Source organism: Pseudomonas sp. 21, from assembly GCF_000955805.1.
Lineage (GTDB): Bacteria > Pseudomonadota > Gammaproteobacteria > Pseudomonadales > Pseudomonadaceae > Pseudomonas.
In genome coordinates this window covers 129,783-155,823 of the sequence record NZ_JYOA01000003.1, presented here as the reverse complement: position 1 = coordinate 155,823, position 26,041 = coordinate 129,783, and the positions used below count along the sequence as shown (strand labels likewise).

General features: G+C 65.1%; 31 protein-coding genes. 13 read left to right on the top strand and 18 right to left on the bottom strand.

Annotation, left to right across the window (positions count from 1 at the left end):
* The gene (gene mltB / locus UB43_RS06335; protein WP_045209599.1) at positions 1 to 1,098 is read left to right on the top strand and encodes a lytic murein transglycosylase B; all 1,098 of its coding nucleotides are present in this window, start codon (positions 1 to 3) and stop codon (positions 1,096 to 1,098) included.
* Between the two features lie 228 nt (positions 1,099 to 1,326).
* On the opposite strand, the gene UB43_RS06330 is transcribed toward mltB, so the two are convergent.
* A complete protein-coding gene (locus tag UB43_RS06330) occupies positions 1,327 to 2,085 on the bottom strand; it encodes a Nif3-like dinuclear metal center hexameric protein (RefSeq protein WP_045209598.1) in 759 nt (252 codons plus the stop codon).
* Positions 2,086 to 2,198: 113 nt separating this feature from the next.
* Here UB43_RS06330 and algW point away from each other — a divergent pair, with 113 nt between their 5' ends.
* The gene (gene algW, locus UB43_RS06325) at positions 2,199 to 3,347 is read left to right on the top strand and encodes a Do family serine endopeptidase AlgW (RefSeq protein ID WP_045209597.1); all 1,149 of its coding nucleotides are present in this window, start codon (positions 2,199 to 2,201) and stop codon (positions 3,345 to 3,347) included.
* A 55-nt stretch (positions 3,348 to 3,402) separates the two neighbouring features.
* On the opposite strand, the gene hisC is transcribed toward algW, so the two are convergent.
* From hisC to UB43_RS06275, 10 genes are all read right to left on the bottom strand, one after another.
* Positions 3,403 to 4,458, bottom strand: a complete 1,056-nt coding sequence (gene hisC / locus UB43_RS06320; protein ID WP_045209596.1) for a histidinol-phosphate transaminase — start codon at positions 4,456 to 4,458, stop codon at positions 3,403 to 3,405.
* Between the two features lie 3 nt (positions 4,459 to 4,461).
* Positions 4,462 to 5,784, bottom strand: coding sequence for a histidinol dehydrogenase (hisD, locus tag UB43_RS06315; RefSeq protein ID WP_045209595.1), 1,323 nt, complete (start codon positions 5,782 to 5,784; stop codon positions 4,462 to 4,464).
* Positions 5,785 to 5,906: 122 nt separating this feature from the next.
* Entirely contained in the window at positions 5,907 to 6,542 is a 636-nt protein-coding gene (gene hisG, locus UB43_RS06310) for an ATP phosphoribosyltransferase (protein WP_045209594.1), read from the bottom strand.
* A 14-nt stretch (positions 6,543 to 6,556) separates the two neighbouring features.
* On the bottom strand, positions 6,557 to 7,825 hold the full coding sequence (murA, locus tag UB43_RS06305; RefSeq protein WP_045209593.1) for a UDP-N-acetylglucosamine 1-carboxyvinyltransferase: 1,269 nt from the start codon (positions 7,823 to 7,825) through the stop codon (positions 6,557 to 6,559).
* Between the two features lie 19 nt (positions 7,826 to 7,844).
* Entirely contained in the window at positions 7,845 to 8,084 is a 240-nt protein-coding gene (locus tag UB43_RS06300; RefSeq protein WP_017518139.1) for a BolA family protein, read from the bottom strand.
* 110 nt (positions 8,085 to 8,194) lie between these two features.
* Complete coding sequence (locus UB43_RS06295; RefSeq protein ID WP_045209592.1) at positions 8,195 to 8,503, bottom strand: lipid asymmetry maintenance protein MlaB; 309 nt, start codon at positions 8,501 to 8,503, stop codon at positions 8,195 to 8,197.
* Positions 8,500 to 9,147, bottom strand: coding sequence for an ABC transporter substrate-binding protein (locus UB43_RS06290; protein ID WP_045209591.1), 648 nt, complete (start codon positions 9,145 to 9,147; stop codon positions 8,500 to 8,502). Before UB43_RS06290 ends, UB43_RS06295 begins: the two co-directional genes overlap by 4 nt.
* An 11-nt stretch (positions 9,148 to 9,158) precedes the next feature.
* Positions 9,159 to 9,632, bottom strand: coding sequence for an outer membrane lipid asymmetry maintenance protein MlaD (gene mlaD, locus UB43_RS06285; RefSeq protein ID WP_045209590.1), 474 nt, complete (start codon positions 9,630 to 9,632; stop codon positions 9,159 to 9,161).
* Positions 9,632 to 10,429 (bottom strand): lipid asymmetry maintenance ABC transporter permease subunit MlaE, encoded by a 798-nt coding sequence (mlaE, locus tag UB43_RS06280; protein WP_045209589.1) that lies wholly within the window; start codon positions 10,427 to 10,429, stop codon positions 9,632 to 9,634. Before mlaE ends, mlaD begins: the two co-directional genes overlap by 1 nt.
* Positions 10,429 to 11,238, bottom strand: a complete 810-nt coding sequence (locus UB43_RS06275) for an ATP-binding cassette domain-containing protein (RefSeq protein WP_024766540.1) — start codon at positions 11,236 to 11,238, stop codon at positions 10,429 to 10,431. Before UB43_RS06275 ends, mlaE begins: the two co-directional genes overlap by 1 nt.
* A gap of 238 nt (positions 11,239 to 11,476) precedes the next feature.
* On the opposite strand from UB43_RS06275, the gene UB43_RS06270 reads away from it, so the two are divergent.
* The 10 genes from UB43_RS06270 to UB43_RS06225 all read left to right on the top strand — a co-directional run bounded on the left by UB43_RS06270 (position 11,477) and on the right by UB43_RS06225 (position 18,594).
* On the top strand, positions 11,477 to 12,451 hold the full coding sequence (locus tag UB43_RS06270; protein WP_045209588.1) for a KpsF/GutQ family sugar-phosphate isomerase: 975 nt from the start codon (positions 11,477 to 11,479) through the stop codon (positions 12,449 to 12,451).
* The gene (locus UB43_RS06265; protein WP_045209587.1) at positions 12,452 to 12,976 is read left to right on the top strand and encodes an HAD family hydrolase; all 525 of its coding nucleotides are present in this window, start codon (positions 12,452 to 12,454) and stop codon (positions 12,974 to 12,976) included.
* Positions 12,977 to 12,984: 8 nt separating this feature from the next.
* On the top strand, positions 12,985 to 13,557 hold the full coding sequence (gene lptC, locus UB43_RS06260; RefSeq protein ID WP_045209586.1) for an LPS export ABC transporter periplasmic protein LptC: 573 nt from the start codon (positions 12,985 to 12,987) through the stop codon (positions 13,555 to 13,557).
* Positions 13,544 to 14,080, top strand: coding sequence for a lipopolysaccharide transport periplasmic protein LptA (lptA, locus tag UB43_RS06255; RefSeq protein WP_017518148.1), 537 nt, complete (start codon positions 13,544 to 13,546; stop codon positions 14,078 to 14,080). Before lptC ends, lptA begins: the two co-directional genes overlap by 14 nt.
* Complete coding sequence (lptB, locus tag UB43_RS06250) at positions 14,080 to 14,805, top strand: LPS export ABC transporter ATP-binding protein (protein WP_037009811.1); 726 nt, start codon at positions 14,080 to 14,082, stop codon at positions 14,803 to 14,805. The genes lptA and lptB overlap by 1 nt, the downstream gene beginning before the upstream one ends.
* A gap of 255 nt (positions 14,806 to 15,060) precedes the next feature.
* Complete coding sequence (locus UB43_RS06245; protein WP_082085788.1) at positions 15,061 to 16,563, top strand: RNA polymerase factor sigma-54; 1,503 nt, start codon at positions 15,061 to 15,063, stop codon at positions 16,561 to 16,563.
* A 78-nt stretch (positions 16,564 to 16,641) separates the two neighbouring features.
* On the top strand, positions 16,642 to 16,950 hold the full coding sequence (gene hpf / locus UB43_RS06240) for a ribosome hibernation-promoting factor, HPF/YfiA family (RefSeq protein WP_017518151.1): 309 nt from the start codon (positions 16,642 to 16,644) through the stop codon (positions 16,948 to 16,950).
* A gap of 9 nt (positions 16,951 to 16,959) precedes the next feature.
* On the top strand, positions 16,960 to 17,427 hold the full coding sequence (gene ptsN, locus UB43_RS06235) for a PTS IIA-like nitrogen regulatory protein PtsN (RefSeq protein ID WP_037009823.1): 468 nt from the start codon (positions 16,960 to 16,962) through the stop codon (positions 17,425 to 17,427).
* 2 nt (positions 17,428 to 17,429) lie between these two features.
* On the top strand, positions 17,430 to 18,287 hold the full coding sequence (rapZ, locus tag UB43_RS06230; protein ID WP_045209584.1) for an RNase adapter RapZ: 858 nt from the start codon (positions 17,430 to 17,432) through the stop codon (positions 18,285 to 18,287).
* Between the two features lie 34 nt (positions 18,288 to 18,321).
* Positions 18,322 to 18,594, top strand: a complete 273-nt coding sequence (locus tag UB43_RS06225) for an HPr family phosphocarrier protein (protein ID WP_045209583.1) — start codon at positions 18,322 to 18,324, stop codon at positions 18,592 to 18,594.
* A gap of 16 nt (positions 18,595 to 18,610) precedes the next feature.
* Here UB43_RS06225 and UB43_RS06220 read toward each other — a convergent pair whose 3' ends face one another.
* From UB43_RS06220 to pmbA, 6 genes are all read right to left on the bottom strand, one after another.
* Positions 18,611 to 19,504 (bottom strand): ZIP family metal transporter, encoded by an 894-nt coding sequence (locus UB43_RS06220; protein ID WP_371318964.1) that lies wholly within the window; start codon positions 19,502 to 19,504, stop codon positions 18,611 to 18,613.
* A gap of 22 nt (positions 19,505 to 19,526) precedes the next feature.
* Positions 19,527 to 20,153, bottom strand: a complete 627-nt coding sequence (locus UB43_RS06215) for a superoxide dismutase (RefSeq protein WP_045209581.1) — start codon at positions 20,151 to 20,153, stop codon at positions 19,527 to 19,529.
* 32 nt (positions 20,154 to 20,185) lie between these two features.
* Entirely contained in the window at positions 20,186 to 20,635 is a 450-nt protein-coding gene (locus tag UB43_RS06210; protein ID WP_045209580.1) for a tetratricopeptide repeat-containing protein, read from the bottom strand.
* 29 nt (positions 20,636 to 20,664) lie between these two features.
* Positions 20,665 to 22,041, bottom strand: a complete 1,377-nt coding sequence (fumC, locus tag UB43_RS06205) for a class II fumarate hydratase FumC (RefSeq protein ID WP_045209579.1) — start codon at positions 22,039 to 22,041, stop codon at positions 20,665 to 20,667.
* Positions 22,034 to 22,417, bottom strand: coding sequence for a hypothetical protein (locus tag UB43_RS06200; protein ID WP_045209578.1), 384 nt, complete (start codon positions 22,415 to 22,417; stop codon positions 22,034 to 22,036). The genes fumC and UB43_RS06200 overlap by 8 nt, the downstream gene beginning before the upstream one ends.
* Before the next feature lie 148 nt (positions 22,418 to 22,565).
* A complete protein-coding gene (gene pmbA / locus UB43_RS06195; protein ID WP_045209577.1) occupies positions 22,566 to 23,915 on the bottom strand; it encodes a metalloprotease PmbA in 1,350 nt (449 codons plus the stop codon).
* A 116-nt stretch (positions 23,916 to 24,031) separates the two neighbouring features.
* Here pmbA and yjgA point away from each other — a divergent pair, with 116 nt between their 5' ends.
* Positions 24,032 to 24,556 (top strand): ribosome biogenesis factor YjgA, encoded by a 525-nt coding sequence (gene yjgA / locus UB43_RS06190; protein ID WP_024766553.1) that lies wholly within the window; start codon positions 24,032 to 24,034, stop codon positions 24,554 to 24,556.
* A gap of 40 nt (positions 24,557 to 24,596) precedes the next feature.
* On the opposite strand, the gene tldD is transcribed toward yjgA, so the two are convergent.
* Complete coding sequence (tldD, locus tag UB43_RS06185) at positions 24,597 to 26,039, bottom strand: metalloprotease TldD (RefSeq protein WP_045209576.1); 1,443 nt, start codon at positions 26,037 to 26,039, stop codon at positions 24,597 to 24,599.
* Positions 26,040 to 26,041 lie beyond the last annotated feature (2 nt).

Here is a 26,041-nt window from a genome sequence, read left to right as displayed (position 1 = left end):
ATGCGCCGCATCGCTTTCACCCTGCCTCTACTTGTCCTCCTCTCCGCGTGCAGCAGCAAACCGACTCCCGCCCCACAGCCGGCCCAGAAGCCGAAGACACCGACCCTGATCTCGCCCAGCGCCCACCCGGCGTTCGGCTCGGTGCAGCCGATCACCCCGCTGCGCGGCGATTACGCGAACAATGCCAACGCCAATCGCTTCATCGACATGATGGTGAGCAAGCACGGCTTCAACCGGCAGGACCTGCACGACCTGTTCGCCCAGACACAGGAGCTGGACTGGGTGATCCGCCTGATGGACCGTCAGGCGCCGACCTACACCCCGCCCAGCGGCCCGAACGGCGCCTGGTTGCGTTACCGGAAGAAGTTCATCACCCCGGACAACGTGCAGAAGGGCGTGCAGTTCTGGAACCAGTACGAAGCCGACCTGCAGCGCGCCTCGCGCACCTATGGCGTGCCGCCGGAAATCATCGTCGGCATCATCGGCGTGGAAACCCGCTGGGGCCGCGTGATGGGCAAGACGCGGATCATCGATGCGCTGGCCACCCTCTCTTTCTCCTACCCGCGCCGCGCCGAGTTCTTCAGCGGCGAACTGGAGCAGTTCCTGCTGCAGGCGCGCAAGGAAGGTGACAATCCGCTGGAGATGCGCGGCTCCTACGCCGGCGCCATGGGCTACGGGCAGTTCATGCCCTCCTCCTTCACCCAGTACGCGGTGGACTTCGACGGCGACGGCCACCGCGACCTGTGGAACCCGCGCGACGCCATCGGCAGCGTGGCCAACTACTTCAAGCAGCACGGCTGGGTCACCGGCGATGCGGTGGCGATCCCCGCCATCGGCCAGGCCCGCTCGCTGGAAGACGGCTTCAAGACCCAGTACTCGATCAGCGCACTGTCCGCCGCCGGCCTGCGCCCGCAGGGCTCGCTGGGCAATCACCAGACCGCCAGCCTGCTGCGCCTGGACATGGGCAACACCTACCAGTACTGGTACGGCCTGCCGAACTTCTACGTGATCACCCGCTACAACCACAGCACGCACTACGCCATGGCGGTGTGGGAGCTGGGCAAAGCGGTCGACCGCCAGCGCCACGGCTACCGATAATCACGTTTACAGCCACGACAAAGGCCGGCTCACAGAGCCGGCCTTTTTCATTTCTGTTTTCGGATGCAGGCCAGGGTGATCGAGCAGCGGGCTCTTTGTAGGAACGAGGGGGACGCCTAGTTCTTGCTCGCGAACGAGGTTTCCTGCCACCTCAGCGCCGGGCGGGTTCGCGAGCAAGCTCGCTCCTACAGGTATCCCTGTACGGCCTGGCGCTTGGCCTGAACGTCATCAGGCCGGGTTCGGGCAATCGATGAACAGGTGCTCGATGGCGAAGCGCTTGGCCAGGTAGTCCCCCAACGCCTGCACGCCGTAGCGCTCGGTGGCGTGGTGGCCGGCGGCGATGAAGCTGATGCCGTTCTCCCGCGCGCTGTGCACGGTCTGCTCGGAGACTTCGCCGGTCAGATAAGCATCGACGCCCGCGGCGATCGCCTGGTCGATGTAGCCCTGGGCGCCACCGGTGCACCAGGCGATGCGACGGATCGGCTGGCCACCATCCACCAGCAGCGGCTCGCGGCCCAGCACATTGCGCACGTGGAGCGCCAGGTCGCTCGGCAGCATGGGTTCGGCCAGCGAGCCAACCAGCACGATGGAGCGCGGGTTGCCAGGCTCCAGCGGTCCTTCGATCTCGAAGCCGAGTTGGCGACCGAGCTGCACGTTGTTGCCCACCTCGGCATGCAGGTCCAGCGGCAGGTGATAGGCCAGCAGGCTGATGTCATGGCTCAGCAGGGTCTTCAGTCGACGCTGCTTCATGCCGACCACGCGGGCATCCTCGCCCTTCCAGAAATAGCCGTGGTGCACCAGCACGACATCGGCATCCGCTTCCACGGCGGCATCCAGCAGCGCCTGGCTGGCGGTGACACCGGAAACGATGCGCCGCACCTGCGGGCGGCCCTCGACCTGCAGGCCGTTGGGGCAGTAATCCTGGATCTTCGCCGCGTCCAGAAAACGGTCGGCTTCCTCGACCAGCGTGCTCAGTGCGATTGCCATCGAAATTCCTCCAACATCGGCTGCGAGCGTCTATTTTCTTGGCTCGCCGCCCGTATAATGGCCGCCACCCTATCGGCCATCCCCCGGCCAAGCAACCCCAAGGATTTTCTTCGATGCTGAAGGCCCTGCGTTTCCTCGGCTGGCCCGTGCTGGTTGGCGTCTTGTTGGCGCTGCTGATCATCCAGCATAACCCGCAATGGGTCGGCCTTCCGCAGCAGGAAGTGCACCTGCAACAGGCCCCGCTGCTCAGCCGCCTGCAGCAGGGCCCGGTCAGCTACGCCGACGCCGTGACCCGCTCTTCACCGGCCGTGGCCAACCTGTACACCACCAAGATGGTCAGCAAGCCGAACAACTCGATGCTCGACGACCCGCTGTTCCGGCGCTTCTTCGGCGATAACCTGCCGCAGCAGAAGCGCATGGAGTCGAGCCTGGGTTCGGCGGTAATCATGAGCCCCGAAGGCTACCTGCTGACCAACAACCACGTGACCTCCGGCGCCGACCAGATCGTCGTGGCCCTGCGTGACGGCCGCGAGACCATCGCCCGCCTGGTGGGCAGTGATCCGGAGACCGACCTTGCGGTCCTGAAGATCGACCTCAAGGACCTGCCCTCGATCATGCTCGGCCGCTCCGACGGCATCCGCACCGGCGATGTCTGCCTGGCCATCGGCAACCCGTTCGGCGTCGGCCAGACCGTCACCATGGGCATCATCAGCGCCACCGGCCGCAACCAGCTGGGCCTGAACACCTACGAAGACTTCATCCAGACCGACGCAGCGATCAACCCCGGCAACTCCGGCGGCGCGCTGGTGGATGCCAACGGCAACCTGATCGGCATCAACACCGCGATCTTCTCCAAATCCGGCGGCTCCCAGGGCATCGGCTTCGCCATCCCGACCAAGCTGGCCCTGGAGATCATGCAGTCGATCATCGAGCACGGCCAGGTGATCCGCGGCTGGCTCGGCGTCGAAGTGCAGCCGCTGACCCCGGAACTGGCCGAGTCCTTCGACCTCAAGGACAAGGCCGGCATCGTCGTCGCCGGCGTCTACCGCGACGGCCCTGCCGCCAAGGCCGGGCTGCTGCCGGGCGACATCATCCTGAACATCGATGGCGAGGCCGCCAGCGATGGCCGCCGCTCGATGAACCAGGTGGCGCGCGCCAAGCCGGGCGAGAAGATCACCATCGAAGTACTGCGCAACGGCAAGCCGGTAACGCTCAACGCCGAAGTCGGCCTGCGCCCACCGCCTGCGCCCAACGGCAACTGATACCGCAATGAAAAACGGCGCCCGAAGGCGCCGTTTTTCATGGGCAGCGATTGCCTTACAGCTTCAGCCGCAAGGCATCGATCAGAGCCTGGTTCTGCTCCTCGGTGCCAATGCTGATGCGCAGGAACTGGTTGATGCGCTGCTGCTTGAAGTGACGCACGATCACGCCCTCCTCGCGCAGGGCCGCGGCCAGTTCGGCGCCGTCACGCTGCGGGTGGCGGGCGAAGATGAAGTTCGCCGCCGACGGCAGTACGTCGAAGCCCAGGGTCTCGAGCTCGGCCACTAGCTTCTCGCGGCTGTGGATAACCGCGTTGCAGGTCTGCTCGAAGTAAGCCTGGTCCGCGAAGGACGCCACCGCGCCGGCCAGCGCGAGGCGGTCCAGCGGGTAGGAGTTGAAGCTGTTCTTCACCCGCTCCAGCGCCTCGATCAGGTCTTCATGGCCAACCGCGAAGCCGACCCGCAGGCCCGCCAGGGAGCGCGACTTGGACAGGGTTTGCGCCACCAGCAGGTTCGGGTAGCGGTTGACCAGGGAAATCGCGGTCTCGCCACCGAAGTCGACGTAGGCCTCGTCCACCAGCACCACGCTGTCCGGGCTCGCCTGCAGCAGGCGCTCGACGGCTTCGAGCGGCAGCAGGCAACCGGTGGGCGCGTTGGGGTTGGGGAAGATGATTCCGCCGTTCGGGCGCGCGTAATCCTCGACACGAATCTGGAACTGCTCGTCCAGCGGCAGCGCTTCGAAGTCGATGCCGTAGAGACCGCAGTAGACCGGGTAGAAGCTGTAGGTCACGTCGGGGAACAGCAGCGGCTTGCCGTGCTGGAACAGCGCGTGGAAGGCATGGGCCAGGACCTCGTCCGAACCGTTGCCGACGAAGACCTGTGAGGTCTTCACCCCGTGGTACTCGGCGATGGTCTGCTTCAGGCGGTCGGCATTCGGGTCCGGATACAGGCGCAGCGTGTCGTTCAGCTCGGCCTGGATTGCGGCAACCACCTTCGGCGACGGGCCATAGGGGTTCTCGTTGGTGTTCAGCTTGACCAGCTTGGCCAGCTTCGGCTGTTCGCCCGGAACGTAGGGCACCAGCTCCTTGACGAAGGGACTCCAGAACTTGCTCATGGGTTACTCACTCTTGCCGTCAAGGATGCGGAATTCGGCGCTGCGCGCGTGGGCGGTCAGCGACTCGCCTCGGGCCAGGATCGATGCGGTCTTGCCCAGCTCGGAAGCGCCCGGCGCGGAGCAGAAGATGATCGAGGAGCGCTTCTGGAAGTCGTACACGCCCAGCGGCGAGGAGAAGCGCGCGGTGCCGGAGGTCGGCAGCACGTGGTTCGGGCCGGCGCAGTAATCGCCCAGCGCCTCGGCGGTGTAGCGGCCCATGAAGATGGCGCCGGCGTGACGGATCTTCGGCAGCCAGCTTTCCGGATCGGCCACGGACAGTTCCAGGTGCTCCGGGGCGATGCGGTTGGCGACCTGGCAGGCCTGCTCCTGGTCAGCGACGAGGATCAGCGCGCCGCGGTTGGTCAGCGAAGTGCGGATGATCTCGGCGCGCTCCATGGTCGGCAGCAGCTTCTCGATGCTGGCGGCGACTTGATCCAGGAAAGCGGCGTCCGGGCTGACCAGGATCGACTGGGCGTCCTCGTCGTGCTCGGCCTGGGAGAACAGGTCCATGGCGATCCAGTCCGGATCGGTGCCGCCATCGCAGACCACGAGGATTTCCGACGGGCCGGCGATCATGTCGATGCCGACCTGGCCGAACACGTGGCGCTTGGCGGTGGCGACGTAGATGTTGCCCGGGCCGACGATCTTGTCCACCTGCGGCACGCTCTCGGTGCCATAGGCCAGCGCGGCCACGGCCTGGGCGCCGCCGATGGTGAAGACGCGGTCAACGCCGGCGATGCAGGCGGCGGCCAGGACGATCTCGTTGATCTCGCCGCGCGGGGTCGGCACCACCATCACCACTTCGGTGACGCCGGCAACCTTGGCCGGAATGGCGTTCATCAGCACGGAAGACGGGTAGGATGCCTTGCCGCCCGGCACGTACAGGCCGGCGCGATCCAGCGGGGTGACCTGCTGGCCGAGTACGGTGCCGTCGGCTTCGGTGTAGCGCCAGGAGTCCTGCTTCTGCTTCTCGTGGTAGCTGCGCACGCGCTCGGCGGCGGTTTCCAGGGCTTCGCGCTGGGCCGGGGTGATGCGGGTCAGGGCCAGTTCCAGGCGCTCGCGCGGCAGGATCAGGTCGGCCATGGTCTTGGCATCGACGCCATCGAAGCGCTGGGTGAACTCCACCACGGCGGCGTCACCACGGCTGCGCACGTCGGCGATGATGTCCAGCACGCGCTGGTTCACCGACTCGTCGGACACGCTTTCCCAGGAGAGCAGATGGTCCAGATGACGCGCGAAGTCCGGATCGGCGGCGTTGAGTCGACGGATAGCGAAGGGTGCGGTCATAGCTGGCCTCTTTAATTGGCATGATCTCGGGCGCCGCAAGACTATCAAGCCTTCCGTGCGGGCACCCGAGAAAATTTGGCTATGACACGGATAGGCTGCCGCGACCGGGGTCGCGGTGAGTATCAGTGACGGTGTCGAGCTTCGACGGCTTCGCGCAGGGTGTCGATCAGGGCCTGGATGCGAGCATGCTGCATCTTCATCGAAGCTTTGTTCACCACCAGGCGCGAGCTGATGTGCGCGATCAGTTCCTGGGGCTCCAGGCCGTTCGCACGCAGGGTGTTGCCGGTATCCACCACGTCGATGATCTTGTCGGCGAGGCCGACCAGCGGCGCCAGCTCCATGGAGCCGTACAGCTTGATCACGTCGACCTGGCGGCCCTGTTCGGCGTAGTAGCGCTTGGCGACGTTGACGAACTTGGTGGCCACGCGCAGGCGGCCCTTGGGCTCCGGCGCGCCGACCGCACCGGCGGTCATCAGCTTGCAGTTGGCAATCTTCAGGTCCAGCGGCTCGTAGAGGCCCTGGCCACCGTACTCCATGAGCACGTCCTTGCCCGCGACGCCAAGGTCGGCGGCGCCGTGCTCGACATAGGTCGGCACGTCGGTGGCGCGCACGATCAGCAGGCGCACGTCATCGAGGGTGGTGGGGATGATCAGCTTGCGGCTCTTGTCCGGATTCTCGGTCGGCACGATGCCCGCCGCTGCAAGCAGCGGCAGGGTGTCGTCGAGGATACGGCCCTTGGACAGGGCAATCGTCAGCATTGTCTGGCTCAGCCCTAGCCCGGCACGCGGCGAATCTTCGCCCCGAGCAGTTGCAGTTTCTCTTCGATGCACTCGTAACCACGGTCGATGTGGTAGATGCGGTCGATCATGGTATCGCCGTCGGCCACCAGGGCTGCGATCACCAGGCTGGCGGAAGCACGCAGGTCGGTGGCCATGACCGGCGCACCCTTGAGCTGCGGAACGCCGGTGACGATGGCAGTGTTGCCCTCGACCAGGATCTGCGCGCCCATGCGGTTCATCTCGTAGACGTGCATGAAGCGGTTCTCGAACACGGTCTCGATGACCGCGCCGGTGCCTTCGCCGATGGCGTTCAGGGAGATGAACTGGGCCTGCATGTCGGTCGGGAATGCCGGGTACGGCGCAGTGCGGATGTTCACCGCCTTGGGCCGGTTGCCCTTCATGTCCAGCTCGATCCAGTTGCTGCCGGTGGTGATGTGCGCGCCGGCTTCGACCAGCTTGGCCAGCACGGCCTCGAGGATGGTCGGATCGGTGTCCTTGAGTTTGACACGGCCGCCGGTGGCCGCCGCGGCGACCAGGTAGGTGCCGGTCTCGATGCGGTCGGGCATGACGCTGTACTTGGCGCCGCCACCCAGGCTTTTCACACCGTTGATCACGATGGTATCGGTGCCGGCGCCCTGCACATCACCGCCCATGGCGTTGATGAAGTTCGCCAGGTCGACGACCTCGGGCTCGCGTGCGGCGTTTTCCAGCACGGAGCGGCCATTGGCAAGGGCTGCGGCCATCATGATGTTCTCGGTACCGGTCACGGACACGGTATCGAAGAAGAAGTGCGCGCCCTTCAGGCCGCCGGCCGGGGCCTTGGCCTTGATGTAGCCGCCTTCGACGGTGATCTCTGCGCCCATGGCCTCGAGGCCGCGGATGTGCAGGTCCACCGGACGCGAGCCGATGGCGCAGCCGCCGGGCAGCGCGACTTCGGCTTCACCGAAGCGGGCAACCATCGGGCCGAGCACGAGGATCGACGCACGCATGGTTTTCACCAGCTCGTACGGTGCCACCAGGGTCTTGATGGTGCTGGCATCGACTTCGACGTTGAGCTTCTCGTCGATGATCGGCTGCACGCCCATGCGACCGAACAGCTCGATCATGGTGGTGATGTCGTGCAGGTGCGGAAGGTTGCAGACGGTCACCGGGGTGTCCGCCAGCAGGGTCGCGGCGAGGATCGGCAGCGCAGAGTTCTTCGCGCCCGAGATGCGGATCTCGCCATCGAGACGAGTACCGCCGGTAATGATCAGTTTATCCATTGCTATTTTCCCCGTGGGCTCAGGAACGCTCGGCCCAGGCGGCGCGGCTGAAGAATTTCATGGTGACGGCATGGATGGCGCCGGAGGCGATCCACTCGTTCAGGTGGGCATAGATCTGTTGCTGGCGCTTGACCGGGCTCAGGCCGGCGAGCTCGTCGCTGATCAGGTTCAGCTGGAAATTGCAGCCTTCGCCTTCCACTTCGATCTGGGTACCTGGGAGTTTCGATTCCAGGAAGTTTTTGACTTCTACGGCCTGCATGCTCAACCTCGTTCGGCGCCCTACGCGCGCGGGTCGGCCATGATACAAAAAAGCCCCCCGCCTGCGAACCCCGGCAGGGGAAGTCGCGGACGGAGGGCCTTTTCAGTGTTTCAATGCTGTAACGGCAGGATCTCCAGGAGCTCGCCGACCGTGGCGATCTCCTGCATGTCCTTGGGCAGGCCGGAGATCTGCAGCGTCTTGCCGGCCTTGCGCGCATCACGGGTATAGGACAGCAGCAGCGACAATCCGACGCTGCTGGAGCGCTCCACTGCCGAGCAGTCCAGGCGCAGCGCGCCGGCCTTGCTGGATGCAATCAGCCGGGCGCCCTGCTGACGCAGCGCGGGGCCGGTGCTGTAGTCCAGCACGCCAGCGAGGGACAGTTCGCCCTCGCTACGCTCCGTGATACTGCCCTGACTCATTCTGCGCCGCCTTCCGGCTGGCCCTTGGCAGCGTCCTTGGCCTTGGCGACCACCTGGCCCCAACCGGCGATGGTGGCTTCCAGGTCGTTGCGGTTCTTCTGCATGGAATCGGCGAACTGGTCACGGAACAGCTTGCCGATGTTGATGCCGTTGATGATCACGTTACGCAGGCGCCAGTCGCTGCCCTGCTTGACCATGGTGTACTGCACCGGATAGACGGCACCACTGCCACCGACCACTTCCATGTTCACCGAAGCGCGGTCCTGCTCCTGCTTGCCGGTGTTCAGCACGCGAATGTCCTGGTTGTCGTACTCCAGCAGCGCATTGCCGTAGAACTGGAACAGGCTGTTCTTGAAGGTTTCCTCGAAGCGCTTGACCTGCTCCGGACTCGCCTGGCGGGAGTACTTGACGGTCATCACGCCCCTGGCAATGCCCTCGGAGTCCACGACCGGGCCGAGGATGCGGTTCAGGGTGTCGTAGAACGCCTGGGGATTGGCCTTGTAGCTGGCCTTGTTGGTCTTAAGGTCCGACAGCAGACTGTCGACGGTCTGCTGCACGACCTGCTGGGCGGTCTGTTCGGCCTGGGCGAACAGCGGCAGGATCGCGAGCAGAACCAGGAAGCCACGGCGCAAGGTTTTCAACATGGAGTGAGTCCTCATTTCTTCGAGTCGTCTTTGTTGACCGAATTCAGCAGGAACTTGCCGATCAGGTCTTCCAGCACGAGTGCCGACTGGGTGTCCTTGATGGTATCGCCTTCCTTCAGCAGCTCTTCATCGCCACCAACGCTGATGCCGATGTACTTCTCGCCCAGCAGGCCGGCGGTCAGGATGGAAGCGGTGGAGTCGTCCGGCAGGTTGTTGACCTGGCGATTGATCTCCATGGTCACACGACCACGATAGCTGTCATGGTCCAGGTCCACCGCCGTGACCTTGCCGATGGTGACGCCAGCCATGGTGACCTTGCCACGCACGGTGACGCCGGCAATGTTGTCGAAGTAGGCATACAGCTTGTAGGTATCGCCCGAATTGCCGATGGTCAGTCCGCTGACACGCAGGGCCAGCAGCAGCAGGGCCAGCAGGCCGGCCAGAATGAACAGGCCTACACCGATTTCCAGGGTGCGGGTTTGCATCAGAAGTCTCCAAACATCAAGGCGGTCAGGATGAAGTCCAGCCCCAGCACGGCCAGGGAGGCATACACAACGGTACGGGTGGTGGCGCGGCTGATCCCCTCGGAGGTGGGTTCGCAGTCATAACCCTGGAACACGGCGATCCAGGTCACGACGAAGGCGAACACCACACTCTTGATCACGCCATTGAGAATGTCCTTGGTGAACTGCACGCTGTTCTGCATGTTCGACCAGTACGAACCGTCATACACACCCAGCCAGTCCACGGCGACCAGGGCTCCGCCCCAGATGCCGACGACACTGAAGATAGCTGCCAGCAGCGGCATCGAGATGAAGCCCGCCCACAGGCGCGGGGCGATGATGTACTTGAGCGGGTCGACGCCGATCATCTCCAGGCTGGACAGCTGCTCAGTGGATTTCATGTTGCCGATCTCGGCGGTCAGCGCGGAGCCCGCACGCCCGGCGAACAACAGACCGGTCACTACCGGCCCCAGTTCACGCAGCAGCGTCAGCGCGACCATCTGGCCGACTGCCTGCTCGGAGCCGTAGCTCGCCAGGATGTTATAGCCCTGCAGGGCCAGCACCATACCGATGAACAGGCCGGAGACCACGATGATCGCCAGCGACAGCACGCCCACCGAATACAGCTGCTTGATCAGCAACTGGAAGGCGCCGCTGTGCACGCGGCGACCGAAGATGGCGTGCACCAGGAACAGGGTCGAACGCCCCAGAGACTCGAGGACATCGAGGCCCGCGCGCCCGAGCAGGCGAACTCGCTCGAGCGGTGAAGTCTTGCGCATCAACGTTCTCCCAGCAGGTCGGCGCGGTAATCGCGAGCAGGATAGTGGAACGGCACCGGACCATCCGGGATGCCCTTCATGAACTGGCGAACCCGCGGATCATCGAGACCCTGCAGGTCGGCCGGCGTTCCGTGACCGAGCACGCGGCCGTCGCCGACGATATAGATGTAGTCGGCGATGCTCGCGGTTTCCGCGAGGTCGTGGGACACCACGATGCTGGTGATCCCCAGGGCATCGTTGAGCAGGCGGATCAGGCGCACCAGCACGCCCATGGCGATCGGATCCTGGCCCACGAAAGGCTCGTCGTACATCAGTATCTGCGGGTCCAGCGCGATGGCGCGGGCCAGCGCCACGCGACGCTTCATGCCGCCGGACAGCTCATCCGGCATCAGCTCGACCGCTCCGCGCAGGCCCACGGCCTGCAGCTTCATCAGCACGATGTCGCGGATCATGTCCTCGGGCAGCTCAGTGTGCACGCGCAGCGGGAAGGCCACGTTCTCGAAGACATCGAGGTCGGTGAACAGCGCGCCGCTCTGGAACAGCACACCGAACTGCTTGCGCATGTCGAACAGATCGCTGCGGCCCAGCGTGGGAAGGTTCTGGCCATTGACCCACACTTCACCGCTCGCCGGTCGCAGCTGGGCGGCGATCAGTCGCAACAGGGTGGTCTTGCCACACCCCGACGGCCCCATGATCCCGGTGACCTTGCCGCGTGGAATGCGGATGTCCACGTTATCGAAAATCTTACGCGTGCCACGCTTGAAGCTCAGGCCCTTCAGCTCGACCGCGTATTGGTCATTGGTGCTCATAGAACTCCTTTCATCACGGCGCTGTCCGTTGCCCCGTCTGTCACACGGCAGAAACACGGCGCGGCAGGCCGAACGGCCGCGAACTATAACACCCCGCGAAGCCACGCCCCAAGCGCTGCTAAGCCACTGTTAAGGGACAGTTCAGCAAAATGCGCTCAACATTGAGATGCCAGTGATGAAGCCTTTGCCGCTTTCCCGTTATAATCTCGCACTTCATTTTGCCCCGCGCCTTTCGAACATGAGCCAGAAACACGATTTCATCCAGTCGGCACAACGCACCATCCGCCTCGAGCGTGACTCGGTGGACGCTCTGCTGCCGCGCATTGGCGCCGATTTCTCCCAGGCCTGCGAGCTGCTGCTGGCCTGCAAGGGCCGCGTGGTCGTGGTCGGCATGGGCAAGTCCGGGCACATCGCCCGCAAGATCGCCGCCACCCTGGCCAGCACCGGCACTCCGTCCTTCTTCGTGCACCCGGCCGAGGCCAGCCACGGCGACATGGGCATGATCACCAAGGACGACGTCGTCCTGGCCCTGTCCAACTCCGGCTCCACCGCCGAAATCGTTACCCTGCTGCCGCTGATCAAGCGCCTGGGCATCACCCTGATCAGCATGACCGGCAACGCCGAATCGCCGCTGGCCAAGGCCGCCGCAGTCAACCTGGACGCCAGCGTCGAGCACGAAGCCTGTTCGCTGAACCTGGCACCGACCTCCTCCACCACGGTCTCCCTGGTGATCGGCGACGCGCTTGCCATCGCCCTGCTGGAGGCCCGCGGCTTCACCGCCGAAGACTTCGCTTTCTCGCATCCGGGCGGCGCACTGGGCCGTCGATTGTTGCTGAAAGTGGAAAACATCATGCACGTGGGTGAAGCATTGCCGCAGGTTTCCCCCGGCACCTCGCTCAGCGGCGCCCTGCTGGAAATGACCCGCAAGGGCCTGGGCATGACCGTCATCCTCGGCGAAGACGGCCGCCTGGCCGGGGTCTTCACCGACGGCGACCTGCGCCGCACCCTGGACAAGGGGCTGGACTTCCGCCAGGTGACCATCGACCAGGTGATGACCGTGCACGGCAAGACCGCCCGCCCGGACATGCTCGCCGCCGAAGCGCTGAAGATCATGGACGACTACAAGATCAACGTACTGGTGGTGGTCGACGACAAGGACCACCCGGTCGGCGTCCTGCACGTCCACGACCTGACCCGTGCTGGAGTCATCTGAATGACCTCCGACCTGCTGCAACGCGCGAAAGCGGTCCGCCTGGCGGTATTCGACGTCGATGGCGTGCTCACCGACGGCAAGCTCTACTTCCTCCCCGACGGCGGCGAGTTCAAGACCTTCAACACCCTGGACGGCCAGGGCATCAAGATGCTGATGAACGCTGGCGTGCGCACCGCGATCATCACCGGCCGTTCGAGCCCGGTGGTCGAGCGCCGGGCGAAGAACCTGGGCATCAACCACCTGTTCCAGGGCCGCGAGGACAAGCTGGTCGCCCTCGACGAACTGCTCGCCGAACTGGGTCTAGGCTATGAAGAAGTCGCCTATCTGGGCGACGATCTGCCCGACCTGCCGGCCATTCGCCGTGCTGGCCTCGGCATGGCAGTCGCCAGCGGCGACGCTTTCGTCCGTCAGCACGCCGACGGTGTGACCCAGGCCCGTGGCGGCGAAGGCGCCGCCCGCGAGTTCTGCGAACTGATCCTGCGCGCCCAGGGCAACCTCGAAGCTGCCCAGAACGCGTATCTCTAGAGCCGAACATGCCCAAGACATTCCAACAGAAGCTGCTGTTCGCCCTGATCGCCATCGGGCTGATCGCCCTCGGCTATTACTGGAACGTGCGCCTGGACTTCAACGAGCGGCAACTCAAGTCGCAGACCAGCGACGCCATCGATTTCTATGTGGTGAATGCCAAGAGCGTTCAGTACCGCGTCGACGGCTCCCTCGCCTACGAGATGACCGCCGACAAACTCGAACACCTGAAAGCAAGCGACGTGACCCTGGTCACCACGCCCGACCTCTACTTCCACCGGGAGAATGAGCCTCAGCCGTGGCATGTCCAGAGCGTTCGCGCCGAAGTGGCCCCCGAAGGCAAGCAGGTCGAGCTGATCGACGACGTGCGCGTCGCGCGCACCGACGCGCAGCAGCGCACGCTCCTGCTCAACACCTCGCGCATGACGGTGTTCCCAGACAAGGACTATGCGCAGACTGACCAGCCCGTGAAGATCACCGAACCCAATGGTGTGACCACGGCAGTTGGCATGAAAGCGTATCTGAAAGACAGCCGGATGCTCCTGCTGTCCAACGTAAGAGGTCAGCATGAGGCTCGTTAACACCCTCCCCCTTCTTTTCAGCCTCGCCGCCGCTATCGGCAGCTCTGCCGCCTGGGCTCTTCCCACCGACCGGGAACAGCCGATCCGCGTCCAGGCCGACAGCGCCGAACTGGATGACAAGCAGGGCGTGGCCGTGTATCGCGGCGACGTGGTGGTAACCCAGGGCAGCATGAAGCTGACTGGCAACACCGTTACGCTCAAGCAGAACAAGGACGGCGAGATCGAGGTCGTCACCTCGGTCGGCAAACCCGCGTACTTCGAACAGAAGCCGGCGCCGGACAAGCAGATCACCCAGGCCTACGGCCTGACCATCCAGTACTTCGTCTCGCAGAACCGCGTCGTCCTGATCGACCAGGCCAAGGTGATCCAGGAAGGCAACACCTTCGAAGGCGAGAAGATCGTCTATGACACCCAGCGCCAGATCGTCAACGCAGGCCGCGCCACCGGCTCCCAGGTGACCACGCCGCGCCCGCGTATCGACATGGTCATCCAGCCCAAGAAAAAGCAGGATCAAGCGCAGTAATGGCTACGCTAACCGCCCAGCACCTCGCCAAGAGCTACAAGAGCCGGCAAGTCGTCCGCGACGTCAGCATGAGCATCGAGAGCGGGCAGATCGTCGGCCTGCTCGGCCCCAACGGAGCGGGCAAGACCACCTGCTTCTACATGATCGTCGGCCTGGTCCGTGCCGATCAGGGCGTCGTGCGCATCGACGAGCAGGATGTCACCCACCTGCCCATGCACGGCCGCGCCCGCGCCGGCATCGGCTACCTGCCGCAGGAAGCCTCGATCTTCCGCAAGCTGTCGGTGGCGGACAACATCGGAGCGATCCTCGAGACCCGCAGCGACCTCGATCGCGCCGGCCGCCAGGAAGCCCTGGAAGGCCTGCTCGAGGAGTTCCACATCCACCACATCCGCGACAACCTCGGCATGAGCCTGTCCGGTGGTGAGCGTCGCCGCGTGGAAATCGCCCGCGCGCTGGCCAGTTCGCCGAAGTTCATTCTGCTGGACGAACCCTTCGCCGGCGTCGACCCCATCTCCGTGGGCGACATCAAGCAGATCATCCATCACCTCAAGGCCAAGGGCATCGGTGTCCTGATCACCGACCACAACGTCCGCGAAACCCTGGACATCTGCGAAACGGCGTACATCGTCAACGACGGTCAGCTGATCGCCGAAGGCAGCGCCGAGAGCATCCTCGCCAACGACCTGGTGAAGGAAGTCTACCTGGGCCACGAGTTCCGCCTCTAAGGCCCTGTACCGCGCCCTTGCCAGGGCGCGGCAGCTCCACCTCTGCCCCAAGCGTGGCGCGGCTCGTCGGCCGCTCCGCGACGTACCCGGCTGCCTGTCCTGCGCCGGCGCAACCGGGTTGTAACGAAAGGTCGACAGCCCCTAGGCAAAGCGTCCAAACTCAGGCATATAATTTGCTTCCTCGCGGCACCCCGGTGTCCGTAGTCGTGGATATGGCGCGCTTCGCGCCAGCGAACAAGGTGCCTAGTTCCAGCCATGAAACCATCGCTAGTCCTCAAGATGGGCCAGCAGCTGACGATGACTCCGCAGCTGCAACAGGCCATCCGACTGCTCCAGCTCTCCACGCTGGACCTCCAACAGGAAATCCAGGAAGCCCTGGAGTCCAACCCGATGCTGGAGCGCCAGGAAGAAGGCGAGGATTTCGACAACAGCGATCCCATGGCGGACGGTGCCGAGTCTGGCGCCAACGGCACCAGCAGCAGTTCCCAGGACAATTTCCAGGAAAGCACCACACCCAGCGTCGACAGCCTTGACGAGGACCAGTGGGCCGAGCGCATCCCCAACGAGCTGCCGGTCGATACCGCCTGGGAAGACATCTACCAGACCAGCGCCAGCAGCCTGCCCAGCAACGATGACGACGAGTGGGACTTCACCTCCCGCACCTCCGCCGGCGAAAGCCTGCAGAGCCATCTGCTGTGGCAGCTCAACCTCCTGCCGATGTCCGACACCGACCGCCTGATCGCCCTGAGCATCATCGACGGCATCACGGATGACGGTTACCTCGACGAGTCCCTCGACGACATCCTCGCCTCCATCGACCCGGAACTGGGCGTGGAGATGGATGAAGTGGAAGTCGTCCTGCGCCGCGTGCAGCAGCTCGAACCCGCTGGCGTCGGTGCGCGCAACCTGCGCGAATGCCTGCTCCTGCAATTGCGTCAGATGCCAACCAAGACCTACCTGCTGGCCGAGGCCATCCGTCTGGTCAGCGATCACCTGGACCTGCTTGGCAGCCGCGATTACAGCCAGCTGATGCGGCGCATGAAGCTCAAGGAAGACGAGCTGCGCGAGACCATCGAGCTGATCCAGTCGCTGCACCCGCGCCCCGGCTCGCAGATCGAGTCCGGCGAAGCCGAGTACGTCGTCCCGGATGTCATCGTTCGGAAGAACAACGACCGCTGGCTGGTGGAACTGAACCAGGAAGCGGTGCCGCGTCTGCGCGTGAACTCGCAGTACGCGGGTCTCGTGCGCCGTGCCGACTCCAGCGCCGACAATACCTTCATGCGCAACCAGCTGCAGGAAGCGCGCTGGTTCATCAAGAGCCTGCAGAGCCGCAACGAGACGCTGATGAAGGTGGCGACGCAGATCGTCGAGCACCAGCGCGGCTTCCTCGAATACGGCGAAGAGGCGATGAAGCCGCTGGTCCTGCATGACATCGCCGAAGCGGTGGGCATGCACGAATCGACCATCTCCCGCGTCACCACGCAGAAGTTCATGCACACGCCCCGTGGCATCTTCGAGCTGAAGTACTTCTTCTCCAGCCACGTCAGCACCTCCGAGGGCGGCGAGTGCTCGTCCACCGCGATCCGCGCGATCATCAAGAAACTGGTCGCGGCGGAAAGTCCGAAAAAGCCATTGAGTGACAGCAAGATCGCTGGTTTACTGGAGGCACAGGGCATTCAAGTGGCACGTCGTACCGTCGCCAAGTACCGGGAGTCCCTAGGAATCTCTCCCTCGAGCGAGCGCAAGCGGCTGGTGTGACGTTGATCCACGCCAAGGTGTTCCGGCGGCAGGCCCCCTAACCTGCCACTTACACACGGGCAACAAGGAGAAAGCGGTATGCAAGTCAACATCAGTGGACATCAACTGGATGTGACCGACGCCCTGCGCGACTATGTCGGCGAGAAACTTGGCCGACTGGAGCGCCACTTCGACAAGATCACCAATGTTCAGGTCATCATGGAGGTCGAGAAGCTGAAGCAGAAAATTGAAGCCACCCTCCACATCGCCGGTGGCGAAGTGGTGGCCTGCGCCGAACATGAAGACATGTACGCGGCCATCGACCTGCTCACCGACAAGCTCGACCGCCAACTGATCAAGCACAAGGAAAAATACCTCGAACGCCAGCAAGGTGTTGGCGTCCGTTAACCCCTCTCTATGATCCGACTTGAGCAAATCCTGACCCCCGGCCGTTCCCTCGTGAACGTGCCGGGCGGCAGCAAAAAACGTGTCCTCGAACAAATCGCCAACCTGGTGGCTCGCGAGCTGCCGGGTTTCGATTCCCAAGACATCTTCGACAGCCTGGTGGCCCGGGAACGCCTGGGCTCCACCGGCTTCGGCAATGGCATCGCCATTCCGCACTGCCGCCTCCCCGGCTGCCAGTCGCCGATCAGCGCCATCCTGCACCTTGATCATCCGGTAGACTTCGACGCCCTCGACGGCGCGCCGGTCGACCTGGTGTTCGTGCTGCTGGTGCCGGAAGCGGCCACCGAGGAACACCTGGAACTGCTGCGGCAGATCGCCTCCATGCTCGACCGCTCCGACGTCCGCGACCGCCTGCGTCACGCCGCCAACGGCGAGGACCTGTACCGGATCGTCGTGGACTTCCAGAACAACGGGCACTGATCATGCGCCTGATCATCATCAGTGGGAGATCCGGCTCGGGCAAGAGCACCGCGCTCAATGTGCTCGAGGACAACGGCTTCTACTGCATCGACAACCTGCCGGCCAGCCTCCTCCCTGACCTGGCCCAGCGCGCGCTGCTGCACACCGAGTTGCTGCACCCGCAGGTGGCGGTGTCCATCGACGCGCGCAACCTGCCCAGCCAGCTGCAGCGTTTCCCCGAGCTGCTGCAGGAAGCCCGCGACAAGCATATCCAGTGCGACGTGCTGTACCTCGATGCCGATGATGAGACGCTGCTCAAACGCTTCTCCGAGACTCGCCGGCGCCACCCGCTGACCACCGACACCCGCTCCCTGGCCGAGGCCATCAGCGACGAGTCGAACCTGCTGGCGCCGATCGCCGACCTGGCCGATCTCAAGCTCAACACCACCAACCTGAACCTCTACCAGCTGCGCGACGTGCTCAAGCTGCGCCTGCTGAACAAGCCCGAACTGGGCACCGCCTTCCTGGTCGAATCCTTCGGCTTCAAGCGCGGCATGCCGGTGGACGCGGACCTGGTGTTCGACGTGCGCTGCCTGCCCAATCCGTACTGGAAACCCGAACTGCGCGAGCACACCGGGCTGGAAACGGAAGTCCAGGAGTACCTGGCGGCGCAACCGGACGTCGAGGAGATGTACCAGGATATCCTCGCCTACCTGAACAAATGGCTGCCTCGCTTCGCCGCGAGCAACCGGGCCTACGTGACCATCGCCATCGGCTGCACCGGTGGCCAGCACCGCTCGACCTACATTGCCGAGCGCATTGGTCAGGCCCTCAAGGAAACCCTCACCAACGTACAGATTCGCCACCGCGACCTGAGCTAAGCAGCGACAGACAACAAAAGGACAGCCCCTCGCGATGCCCGCCCTCGAAGTCACCATCATCAACAAGCTTGGCCTGCACGCCCGTGCGGCGGCCAAATTCGTCGGCGTAGCAGGGCGCTTCCCCTGCCAGGTTCGCGTGGGTCGCAATCCGGAGAGTACGGTGGACGGCAAGAGCATCATGGCCGTGATGATGCTGGCCGCCGGCAAGGGCACCAATCTGCACCTCGCCGCCGAGGGTGAGCAGGACGACGAGGCGCTCAAGGCGCTGGTCGACCTGATCAACAACTACTTCGACGAAGGCGAGTGACGCGCCGGGCCTTCGATCAGCCCAGCGACGTATCCAGCACCATCATCAGACAGAAGCCGATGATCAGTCCCTGGGTGGCCTGCGCCGCATGGCCGCGCCGCTGTGATTCGGGGATGATCTCGCGCACCACCACGTAGAGCATCGCACCCGCCGCCGCGGCCAGCCCCCAGGGCAGGAACATCCGCGAGATGCCTATCAGCCGGGCACAGAGCACCGCGAACAGCGGCTCCACCAGCCCGGAAGCCGCCCCCGCCAGTGCCGCCTTGCCGCGCGAAACGCCCGCCCCGGCCAGCACCAGTGCAATCGCCAGCCCCTCGGGCACATCCTGCAGCGCGATCCCCAGCGCCAGGCCGCTCGCGCCAGACACCTCTCCGCCGGCGGCAACGCCCACGGCCATGCCTTCGGGAATGTTGTGCAGAACGATGGCAGCGACGAACAGCAAGATACGCGCGGGCACCTTGCCCTCGGCAGCGCCCTGGATATTCGCCTGGGCCTCTTCGAGCACCCGCCCGAACACCGCGAGGCCAAAGGCTCCCAGCGCCAGGCCAAGACTGACCAGCAGCGAGGCCAGCCAGGTCGGGCGCCCTGAAGCTTCCGCCGCCTCCAGCGCGGGGAGCAGCAGCGAGAAGGCGGTGGCCGCCAGCATCACGCCGGCGCCGAATCCGAGCATTGCGTCGGCGATACGCGCCGGCATGCTGCGCACCAGCAGCACGGGCAGCGCGCCCAGGGCGGTCCCGAGCGCGCAAAGCATGCCGCCCTGGAGGGCCAGGTACATCGGCGGAGACAGCGACAATCGCGCCAACAGCATCAGGTGCTGGACCACGAGCACTCCGCCACCGAGGACGATGCTCAGCCCTAGCAACCAACGCAAATTGCGCCCTCCGCTTTCACGCAGACTCTGCATGGTCAGACGCATGCTGCGGCCTTCGATTTCATCCGTTGCCCCGTGCCTGCAAGGCCACACGGTAGCGACGCAGCACCTCCGGCCAGGCGACCACGTTGTAGAAAGCCGCGATGTATTCCGGCCGGCGGTTCTGGTAGCGCAGGTAATAGGCGTGCTCCCAGACATCCAGGCCCAGGATCGGCAGGTTGCCCTGCATCAGCGGGCTGTCCTGGTTTCCGCTGCTCTCGACGACCAGCCTGCCCTGCGGATCGACGCTCAGCCACGCCCAGCCGCTGCCGAAGCGAGTCAGCGCGGCCTTGGTGAAGGCCTGGCAGAAGGCGTCGTAGCCCCCCAGTTCGGCATTGATGGCCTGGCCCAGCTCTTCCTGGGGCTGACCGCCGCCGCCCGGCGCCATGACGGTCCAGAACAGTGAATGGTTGGCGTGGCCGCCGCCGTTGTTGATCACCGGCCCGCGCAACGCGGCGGGAAGACTGTCGAGTTGCTGCAGCAGTTGCTCCACCGGCATCTCCGCGAACTCCGTGCCTTCCAGCGCCGCGTTGAGGTTATTGATGTAGGTCTGGTGGTGCTTGCTGTGGTGGATCTCCATGGTCTGCGCATCGATGTGCGGCTCTAGGGCATCGTAGGCGTAGGGCAAGGCGGGCAGGACGTGAGGCATCTTCAAACCTTCTTTCAGTGGTAGCGCATCGACTAGTGGTAACGCATCGAGTGCACGGCGGTGAACAGCCCAGGGCGCAGCTCCACCGCGCCCTGGCGGCGCAGCAGGCGCTGGGTGCGCGGATAGGTACCGTGCTCGCCGATGAAGTTGAGCAGTTCGACGTAGGTACGGCGGCTGTGCTGCACCGCGGCGGCGCGCAGATCCGCGCATTTGCGCAGGTCTTCGCCCAGCACCAGCAGGCGCTCGTGGCAGGCGCACAGGTACTCGGCGGTTTCCTCCGGCTGGCCCAGTTGCAGGTGCAGGTCGCCGAGGTTGTGGTGGGAGATGACAAACGCCATCACGGCTTCCTCCGGGTCGTGCCAGCGATCCAGCAGGACCTGGGCCAGCGCCAGCGCATGGAGGTAGTGCTCACGGGCATCGATCAACTCGTTGCGAATGAAGCAGCGGTTGCCCAGTTCGATGGTGCGTTGCCAATGGCGCATGGCAGGTTCCTCCAGCGGGTAGGGCGGACTCAGAGTCCGCCGGCGGTGAGCTTCTCGGGATCGAGCAGTTGCTCGAGGCGGGCACGGTCGAGGTCCGTGTTTTCCAGCGCGACGTCGAAGATCGGCCGACCGTCGCGGTAGGCCTGCTTGGCGATCTCGGCAGCCTTCTGGTAGCCGATGATCGGGTTCAGCGCGGTGACCAGGATCGGGTTGCGCGACAGCGCTTCGCGCAGGCTCGACTCGTTGACCCTGAAGCTGGCGATGGCCTTGTCCGCCAGCAGGCGGCTGACGTTGGCCAGCAGGTGGATGCTGTGCAGCAGGTTGTCGGCGATCACCGGCAGCATCACGTTGAGCTCGAAGTTGCCGGACTGCCCGGCGACGGCAATGGTGGTGTCGTTGCCCATCACCTGGGCGGCGACCATGGCGGTGGCTTCCGGGATCACCGGGTTGACCTTGCCCGGCATGATCGAGGAACCCGGCTGCAGCGCTTCCAGCTCGATCTCGGCAAGGCCGGCGAGCGGACCGGAGTTCATCCAGCGCAGGTCGTTGGCGATCTTCATCAGCGCCACGGCGAGGGCCTTGAGCTGGCCGGAAGTGGCCACGGCGATGTCCTGGGCGCCGATCAGCGCAAAGAAATCAACGCCGGGGCGGAACGTCAGGCCGGTCAGCCCATTGAGTTCCTCGCAGAAGCGCGCAGAGAACTGCGGATGGGCATTCACCCCGGTACCGACCGCCGTGCCGCCCTGCGCGAGCTGCTGCAGCGCCGGCAGTTGCGCCTCGATACCTTGCGATGCCTGGCGTACCTGCTGGGCCCAACCACCGAGCACCTGGCTCAGGCGCACCGGCATGGCGTCCATCAGGTGGGTGCGGCCGGTCTTCACATGCTGGTGCACGGCCTGGGCTTTCTTCACCTGGGTCGCGTGCAGGTGGTCCAGGGCCGGCAGCAGGTGCTGGTGGATTTCCAGCGCCGCGCTGATGTGGATGGTCGAGGGGATGATGTCGTTGCTGCTCTGCCCGCAGTTGACCTGGTCGTTGGCGTTGACCGGCTTGCCCAGGTGGCGGCTGGCGAGGGTCGCAACCACCTCGTTGGCGTTCATGTTCGAGCTGGTGCCCGAGCCGGTCTGGAACACGTCCACCGGGAAGTGACGCTGCACGTCTCCCGCCAGCAACTCTTCGCAGGCGGCGACGATGGCGGCGCCGGTTTCCGCATCCAGCTGTCCCAGGCTGACATTCGCGCGCGCCGCCGCAGCCTTGGCCAGCAACAGCGCGCGGATGAACGGACGCGGCATGCGCTGGCCGCTCACCGGGAAGTTGTTCACCGCCCGCTGCGTCTGGGCGCCGTAGAGCGCCGCCGCCGGCACCTCCAGTTCGCCCATGCTGTCGCGTTCGATACGGCTGTCAGTCATTCTCGATTCCTTCTTGCAGTCTCAGGGAAGGCGCCATCTCCTGCTGCGCCATGCGCCGGGCCAGCAGGCACAGGCGTTGGCGCTGGGCGGTCGAAGTCGCCAGGCGTTGCAGTTCACGCAGGGGGAGATAGGCATGGTCCAGGCAGAGCACGCGCCAATGCCAGGGCAGCGCGATGTCACGGCTGCTGTCGAGCAGCAGCCCGAAGCACTTCTCGAAGAGGCGCCAGGCGGGCACCGGTTCCCAGGCCGCCAGGTAGCGCGCCTCGCCTAGGTACTGCTCGACCAGACGCGGTTCGTTCGGCTCCAGCGCACAGCGAATACGCGTGCCCAGGCGATACCAGCGGTCGGTGATCGAGCTGTCGATTTCGGCGAACATGGCAATCTCTCAATCGACAATGAGATTGATTATTGTTTCCGAAAGACAAAAAAACAAGCCGCCCGAACGCAATGCGCTGGACGGCCTGTCTGGAGAAGGGCTTCGAGAAGGACTGAAAGCCGCGGCCAGCAAGGCCGCGGCGGGTGGATCAGTTGCCGGCGACCATCATCTTTTCGATGAGCACGGAGCCGGTATGCAGGTTGCCGCGATACTCCACATCGTTGCCGATGGCGACGATATTGCGGAACAGGTCGCGCAGGTTGGCGGCGATGGTGACTTCCTGCACCGGGAACTGGATCTCGCCATTCTCTACCCAGTAACCGCCAGCGCCACGGGAGTAGTCGCCGGTCACCAGGTTGACGCCCTGCCCCATCAGTTCGGTGACCAGCAGGCCGCGGCCCATGCGGCGGATCAGGGCGGCCTGGTCCTCGTCGCCATGGCTGACGAACAGGTTGTGCACGCCGCCGGAGTTGGCCGTGCTGGGCATGCCCAGCTTGCGCCCGGAGTAGGTGCCCAGCACGTAGGACACCAGCTCGCCGCCCTCGACGAAGGGCTTGGCGTAGGTCGCCAGGCCATCGTTGTCGAACGAGGCGCTGCCCAGCGCGCCGCGCAGCAGCGGGCGCTCGTCCAGGGTCAGCCATTCCGGGAACAGCCGCTGGCCCAGCGCGCCCTCGAGGAAGGACGACTTGCGGTACAGGCTGCCGCCGGAGATGGCGCCGAGGAAGTGGCCGAACAGGCCGACCGCGACTTCCGGGGCGAACAGCACCGGCACCTCGGCGGTCGGCACCGGGCGCGCGCCCAGGCGGCTGGCGGCACGCTCGGCGGCGCGACGGCCGATGGACTCCGGGGTGGCCAGCAGCTCGCCACGACGGTTCACGTCGTACCAGTAGTCGCGCTGCATCTGCCCTTCCAGCTCGGCGATCATCACGCAGCTCAAGCTGTGGCGGGTGCTGGCGTAGCCGCCGACGAAACCGTGGCTGTTGCCGTAGACGCGGCAGCCCTGGTGGGTATTCAGCGTCGTGCCGTCGGCCTTGGTGACGCGCTTGTCGGTGGCGAAAGCGGCAGCCTCGCAGGCCAGCGCGCGCTCGATGGCCTGGTCGGGGGTGATCGACCAGCCGTGGTACAGGTCCAGGTCCGGCAGGTCGCGGGCCATCAGCGCTGGATCAGCCAGGCCCGCGCAGTCGTCTTCGGAGGCATGCTTGGCAATCGCCAGCGCTGCCGCCACGGTTTCGCGGATCGCGTCCGCGCCGGTCGCCGAGGTGCTCGCCGAGCCCTTGCGCTGGCCGACGTAGAGGGTGATGCCAAAGCCCTGGTCGCGGTTGAATTCGACGGTCTCGACTTCGCCCTGGCGCACCGAGGTCGACAGCCCCTGCTCCACCGACACCGCCACCTCGCAGGCGCTGGCGCCCTGCCGGGAAGCCTCGGCAATGATCCGCTCGACCTGCTCGCGCAGTTCGGGAAGGACCTCCGGGCTCACTGCCGGGTTGTGTTCGCTCATTGCATGCCTCTCCTGTTCATGGTCCGGCCCCGCCATCAGGCGGCGGCAACCGGCGCGGGCCGGACAAGCGGCCCCTGACTCGTTATCATGGCGGCGTTTTCAAAGAGACCCCCGCCATGGCTGAAATTCACGATGACGACTCGTCCTTCGATGAGAAGAGCAAGTCGCAAGTAAAACGCGAAATGCACGCGCTGCAGGAGCTCGGCGAGCGCCTGACCACGCTCAAGGCCGACATGCTCGACCGCATGCCGCTGACCGACCCGCTGCGCCGCGCGCTGGAAGAAGCACCCAAGCACAAGGCCAACGCCGCCAAGAAGCGCCATCGGCAGTTCATCGGCAAGCTGATGCGCGACCAGGACGTCGAGGCCATCCTCGCCCTGCTGGAACAGGTGGATACCTCGACCCGCCAGTACAACGAACGCTTCCACGCTCTGGAGCGCTGGCGCGACCACCTGATCACCGGCGGTGACGCAGCGCTGTCGGCGTTCTTCGGCGAATACCCGGAAAGCGACCGCCAGCACCTGCTCCAGCTGATCCGCCACGCCCAGCACGAGGCCGCTCACAACAAGCCTCCGGCCGCGGCGCGAAAGATCTTCAAGTACATCCGCGAGCTGGACGAGCTCAAACGCGGCCTGCGCTGAGCGGCCGCGCCCTTCCCTTCCAGCCCCACCGGCAACGGCCTCAGGCGCCCGTGCCGCCGACGGTGATCGCGTCGATCTTCAGGGTCGGCTGACCGACACCGACCGGCACGGACTGGCCGTCCTTGCCGCAGGTGCCCACGCCGCTGTCCAGTGCCAGGTCGTTGCCGACCATGGACACCCGGCTCATCACTTCCGGACCGTTGCCGATCAGGGTCGCGCCCTTCACCGGGCGGGTGATCTTGCCGTTCTCGATCAGGTAGGCCTCGCTGGTGGCGAAGACGAACTTGCCGCTGGTGATGTCCACCTGGCCGCCGCCGAGGTTGGCGCAGTAGATGCCGCGCTCGACGCTGGCGATGATTTCCTGCGGATCGCTCTGCCCGGCCAGCATGTAGGTGTTGGTCATGCGCGGCATCGGCAGGTGCGCATAGGACTCGCGGCGACCGTTGCCGGTACGCGCCACGCCCATCAAGCGGGCGTTGAGCTTGTCCTGCATGTAGCCCTTGAGGATACCGTTCTCGATCAGCACGTTGCAGTTGGTCGGCGTACCTTCGTCGTCCACCGACAGCGAACCGCGGCGACCGGCGATGGTGCCGTCGTCGACGATGGTGCACAGGCTGGAAGCGACCTTCTCGCCGATGCGACCGCTGTAGTTCGAGCTGCCCTTGCGGTTGAAGTCGCCTTCCAGGCCGTGGCCCACGGCCTCGTGCAGCAGCACGCCGGACCAACCGGCGCCCATCACCACCGGCAGGCTGCCAGCCGGCGCGGGAACGGCTTCGAGGTTGACCAGCGCCTGGCGCAGCGCCTCGCGGGCGTAGCTCATGGCGCGATCTTCCTGCAGGAAGTACTTGTAATCCGTGCGGCCGCCGCCGCCATGACCGCCGCGCTCGCGGCGGCCGTTCTGCTCGACGATGACGCTGACGTTGAAACGCACCAGCGGGCGGATGTCCGCGGCCAGCGAACCGTCCGCCGCAGCGATCAGTACCTGGTCCCAGACACCGGCGAGGCTGACGGTGACCTGCTGGATGCGCGGATCAAGGGCGCGGGTGGCGGCGTCGATCTTCTGCAGCAGCTCCACCTTCTCGGCGCGGCTCATCACGTCCAGCGGGTTCTCGCCGGCATACAGGCGGGTCGGCACCACGGCCTTGAACGCCTGTACCTTGCCATTCTGCCCGGCTCGGGAGATCGAGCGGGCGGCGCGAGCAGCCTGGATCAGCGCTTCGTGGTTGATTGCATTGCTGTAGGCGAAGCCGGTCTTCTCACCGGACTGTGCGCGCACGCCGACGCCCTGGTCCATGTGGAAGCTGCCTTCCTTGACGATGCCGTCCTCCAGCATCCAGGACTCGGAGACCTGGCTCTGGAAGTACAGGTCGGCGGCGTCGATGCCGGGGCCGCTCAGCTCGTGCAGGATCGGCGACAGCTGGTCGATATCCAGACCACCGGGGGCCAGCAGGTGCTGGCTGACGGATGACAACAGTTCGCTCATAT

Bases quoted from the DNA above. Each gene is read 5' to 3' on its own strand.
- mltB (WP_045209599.1), top strand. From the start codon at position 1: ATGCGCCGCATCGCTTTCACCCTGCCTCTACTTGTCCTCCTCTCCGCG.
- UB43_RS06330 (WP_045209598.1), bottom strand. From the start codon at position 2,085: ATGGCAATCGCACTGAGCACGCTGGTCGAGGAAGCCGACCGTTTTCTG.
- algW (WP_045209597.1), top strand. From the start codon at position 2,199: ATGCTGAAGGCCCTGCGTTTCCTCGGCTGGCCCGTGCTGGTTGGCGTC.
- hisC (WP_045209596.1), bottom strand. From the start codon at position 4,458: ATGAGCAAGTTCTGGAGTCCCTTCGTCAAGGAGCTGGTGCCCTACGTT.
- hisD (WP_045209595.1), bottom strand. From the start codon at position 5,784: ATGACCGCACCCTTCGCTATCCGTCGACTCAACGCCGCCGATCCGGAC.
- hisG (WP_045209594.1), bottom strand. From the start codon at position 6,542: ATGCTGACGATTGCCCTGTCCAAGGGCCGTATCCTCGACGACACCCTG.
- murA (WP_045209593.1), bottom strand. From the start codon at position 7,825: ATGGATAAACTGATCATTACCGGCGGTACTCGTCTCGATGGCGAGATC.
- UB43_RS06300 (WP_017518139.1), bottom strand. From the start codon at position 8,084: ATGCAGGCCGTAGAAGTCAAAAACTTCCTGGAATCGAAACTCCCAGGT.
- UB43_RS06295 (WP_045209592.1), bottom strand. From the start codon at position 8,503: ATGAGTCAGGGCAGTATCACGGAGCGTAGCGAGGGCGAACTGTCCCTC.
- UB43_RS06290 (WP_045209591.1), bottom strand. From the start codon at position 9,147: ATGTTGAAAACCTTGCGCCGTGGCTTCCTGGTTCTGCTCGCGATCCTG.
- mlaD (WP_045209590.1), bottom strand. From the start codon at position 9,632: ATGCAAACCCGCACCCTGGAAATCGGTGTAGGCCTGTTCATTCTGGCC.
- mlaE (WP_045209589.1), bottom strand. From the start codon at position 10,429: ATGCGCAAGACTTCACCGCTCGAGCGAGTTCGCCTGCTCGGGCGCGCG.
- UB43_RS06275 (WP_024766540.1), bottom strand. From the start codon at position 11,238: ATGAGCACCAATGACCAATACGCGGTCGAGCTGAAGGGCCTGAGCTTC.
- UB43_RS06270 (WP_045209588.1), top strand. From the start codon at position 11,477: ATGAGCCAGAAACACGATTTCATCCAGTCGGCACAACGCACCATCCGC.
- UB43_RS06265 (WP_045209587.1), top strand. From the start codon at position 12,452: ATGACCTCCGACCTGCTGCAACGCGCGAAAGCGGTCCGCCTGGCGGTA.
- lptC (WP_045209586.1), top strand. From the start codon at position 12,985: ATGCCCAAGACATTCCAACAGAAGCTGCTGTTCGCCCTGATCGCCATC.
- lptA (WP_017518148.1), top strand. From the start codon at position 13,544: ATGAGGCTCGTTAACACCCTCCCCCTTCTTTTCAGCCTCGCCGCCGCT.
- lptB (WP_037009811.1), top strand. From the start codon at position 14,080: ATGGCTACGCTAACCGCCCAGCACCTCGCCAAGAGCTACAAGAGCCGG.
- UB43_RS06245 (WP_082085788.1), top strand. From the start codon at position 15,061: ATGAAACCATCGCTAGTCCTCAAGATGGGCCAGCAGCTGACGATGACT.
- hpf (WP_017518151.1), top strand. From the start codon at position 16,642: ATGCAAGTCAACATCAGTGGACATCAACTGGATGTGACCGACGCCCTG.
- ptsN (WP_037009823.1), top strand. From the start codon at position 16,960: ATGATCCGACTTGAGCAAATCCTGACCCCCGGCCGTTCCCTCGTGAAC.
- rapZ (WP_045209584.1), top strand. From the start codon at position 17,430: ATGCGCCTGATCATCATCAGTGGGAGATCCGGCTCGGGCAAGAGCACC.
- UB43_RS06225 (WP_045209583.1), top strand. From the start codon at position 18,322: ATGCCCGCCCTCGAAGTCACCATCATCAACAAGCTTGGCCTGCACGCC.
- UB43_RS06215 (WP_045209581.1), bottom strand. From the start codon at position 20,153: ATGCCTCACGTCCTGCCCGCCTTGCCCTACGCCTACGATGCCCTAGAG.
- UB43_RS06210 (WP_045209580.1), bottom strand. From the start codon at position 20,635: ATGCGCCATTGGCAACGCACCATCGAACTGGGCAACCGCTGCTTCATT.
- fumC (WP_045209579.1), bottom strand. From the start codon at position 22,041: ATGACTGACAGCCGTATCGAACGCGACAGCATGGGCGAACTGGAGGTG.
- UB43_RS06200 (WP_045209578.1), bottom strand. From the start codon at position 22,417: ATGTTCGCCGAAATCGACAGCTCGATCACCGACCGCTGGTATCGCCTG.
- pmbA (WP_045209577.1), bottom strand. From the start codon at position 23,915: ATGAGCGAACACAACCCGGCAGTGAGCCCGGAGGTCCTTCCCGAACTG.
- yjgA (WP_024766553.1), top strand. From the start codon at position 24,032: ATGGCTGAAATTCACGATGACGACTCGTCCTTCGATGAGAAGAGCAAG.
- tldD (WP_045209576.1), bottom strand. From the start codon at position 26,039: ATGAGCGAACTGTTGTCATCCGTCAGCCAGCACCTGCTGGCCCCCGGT.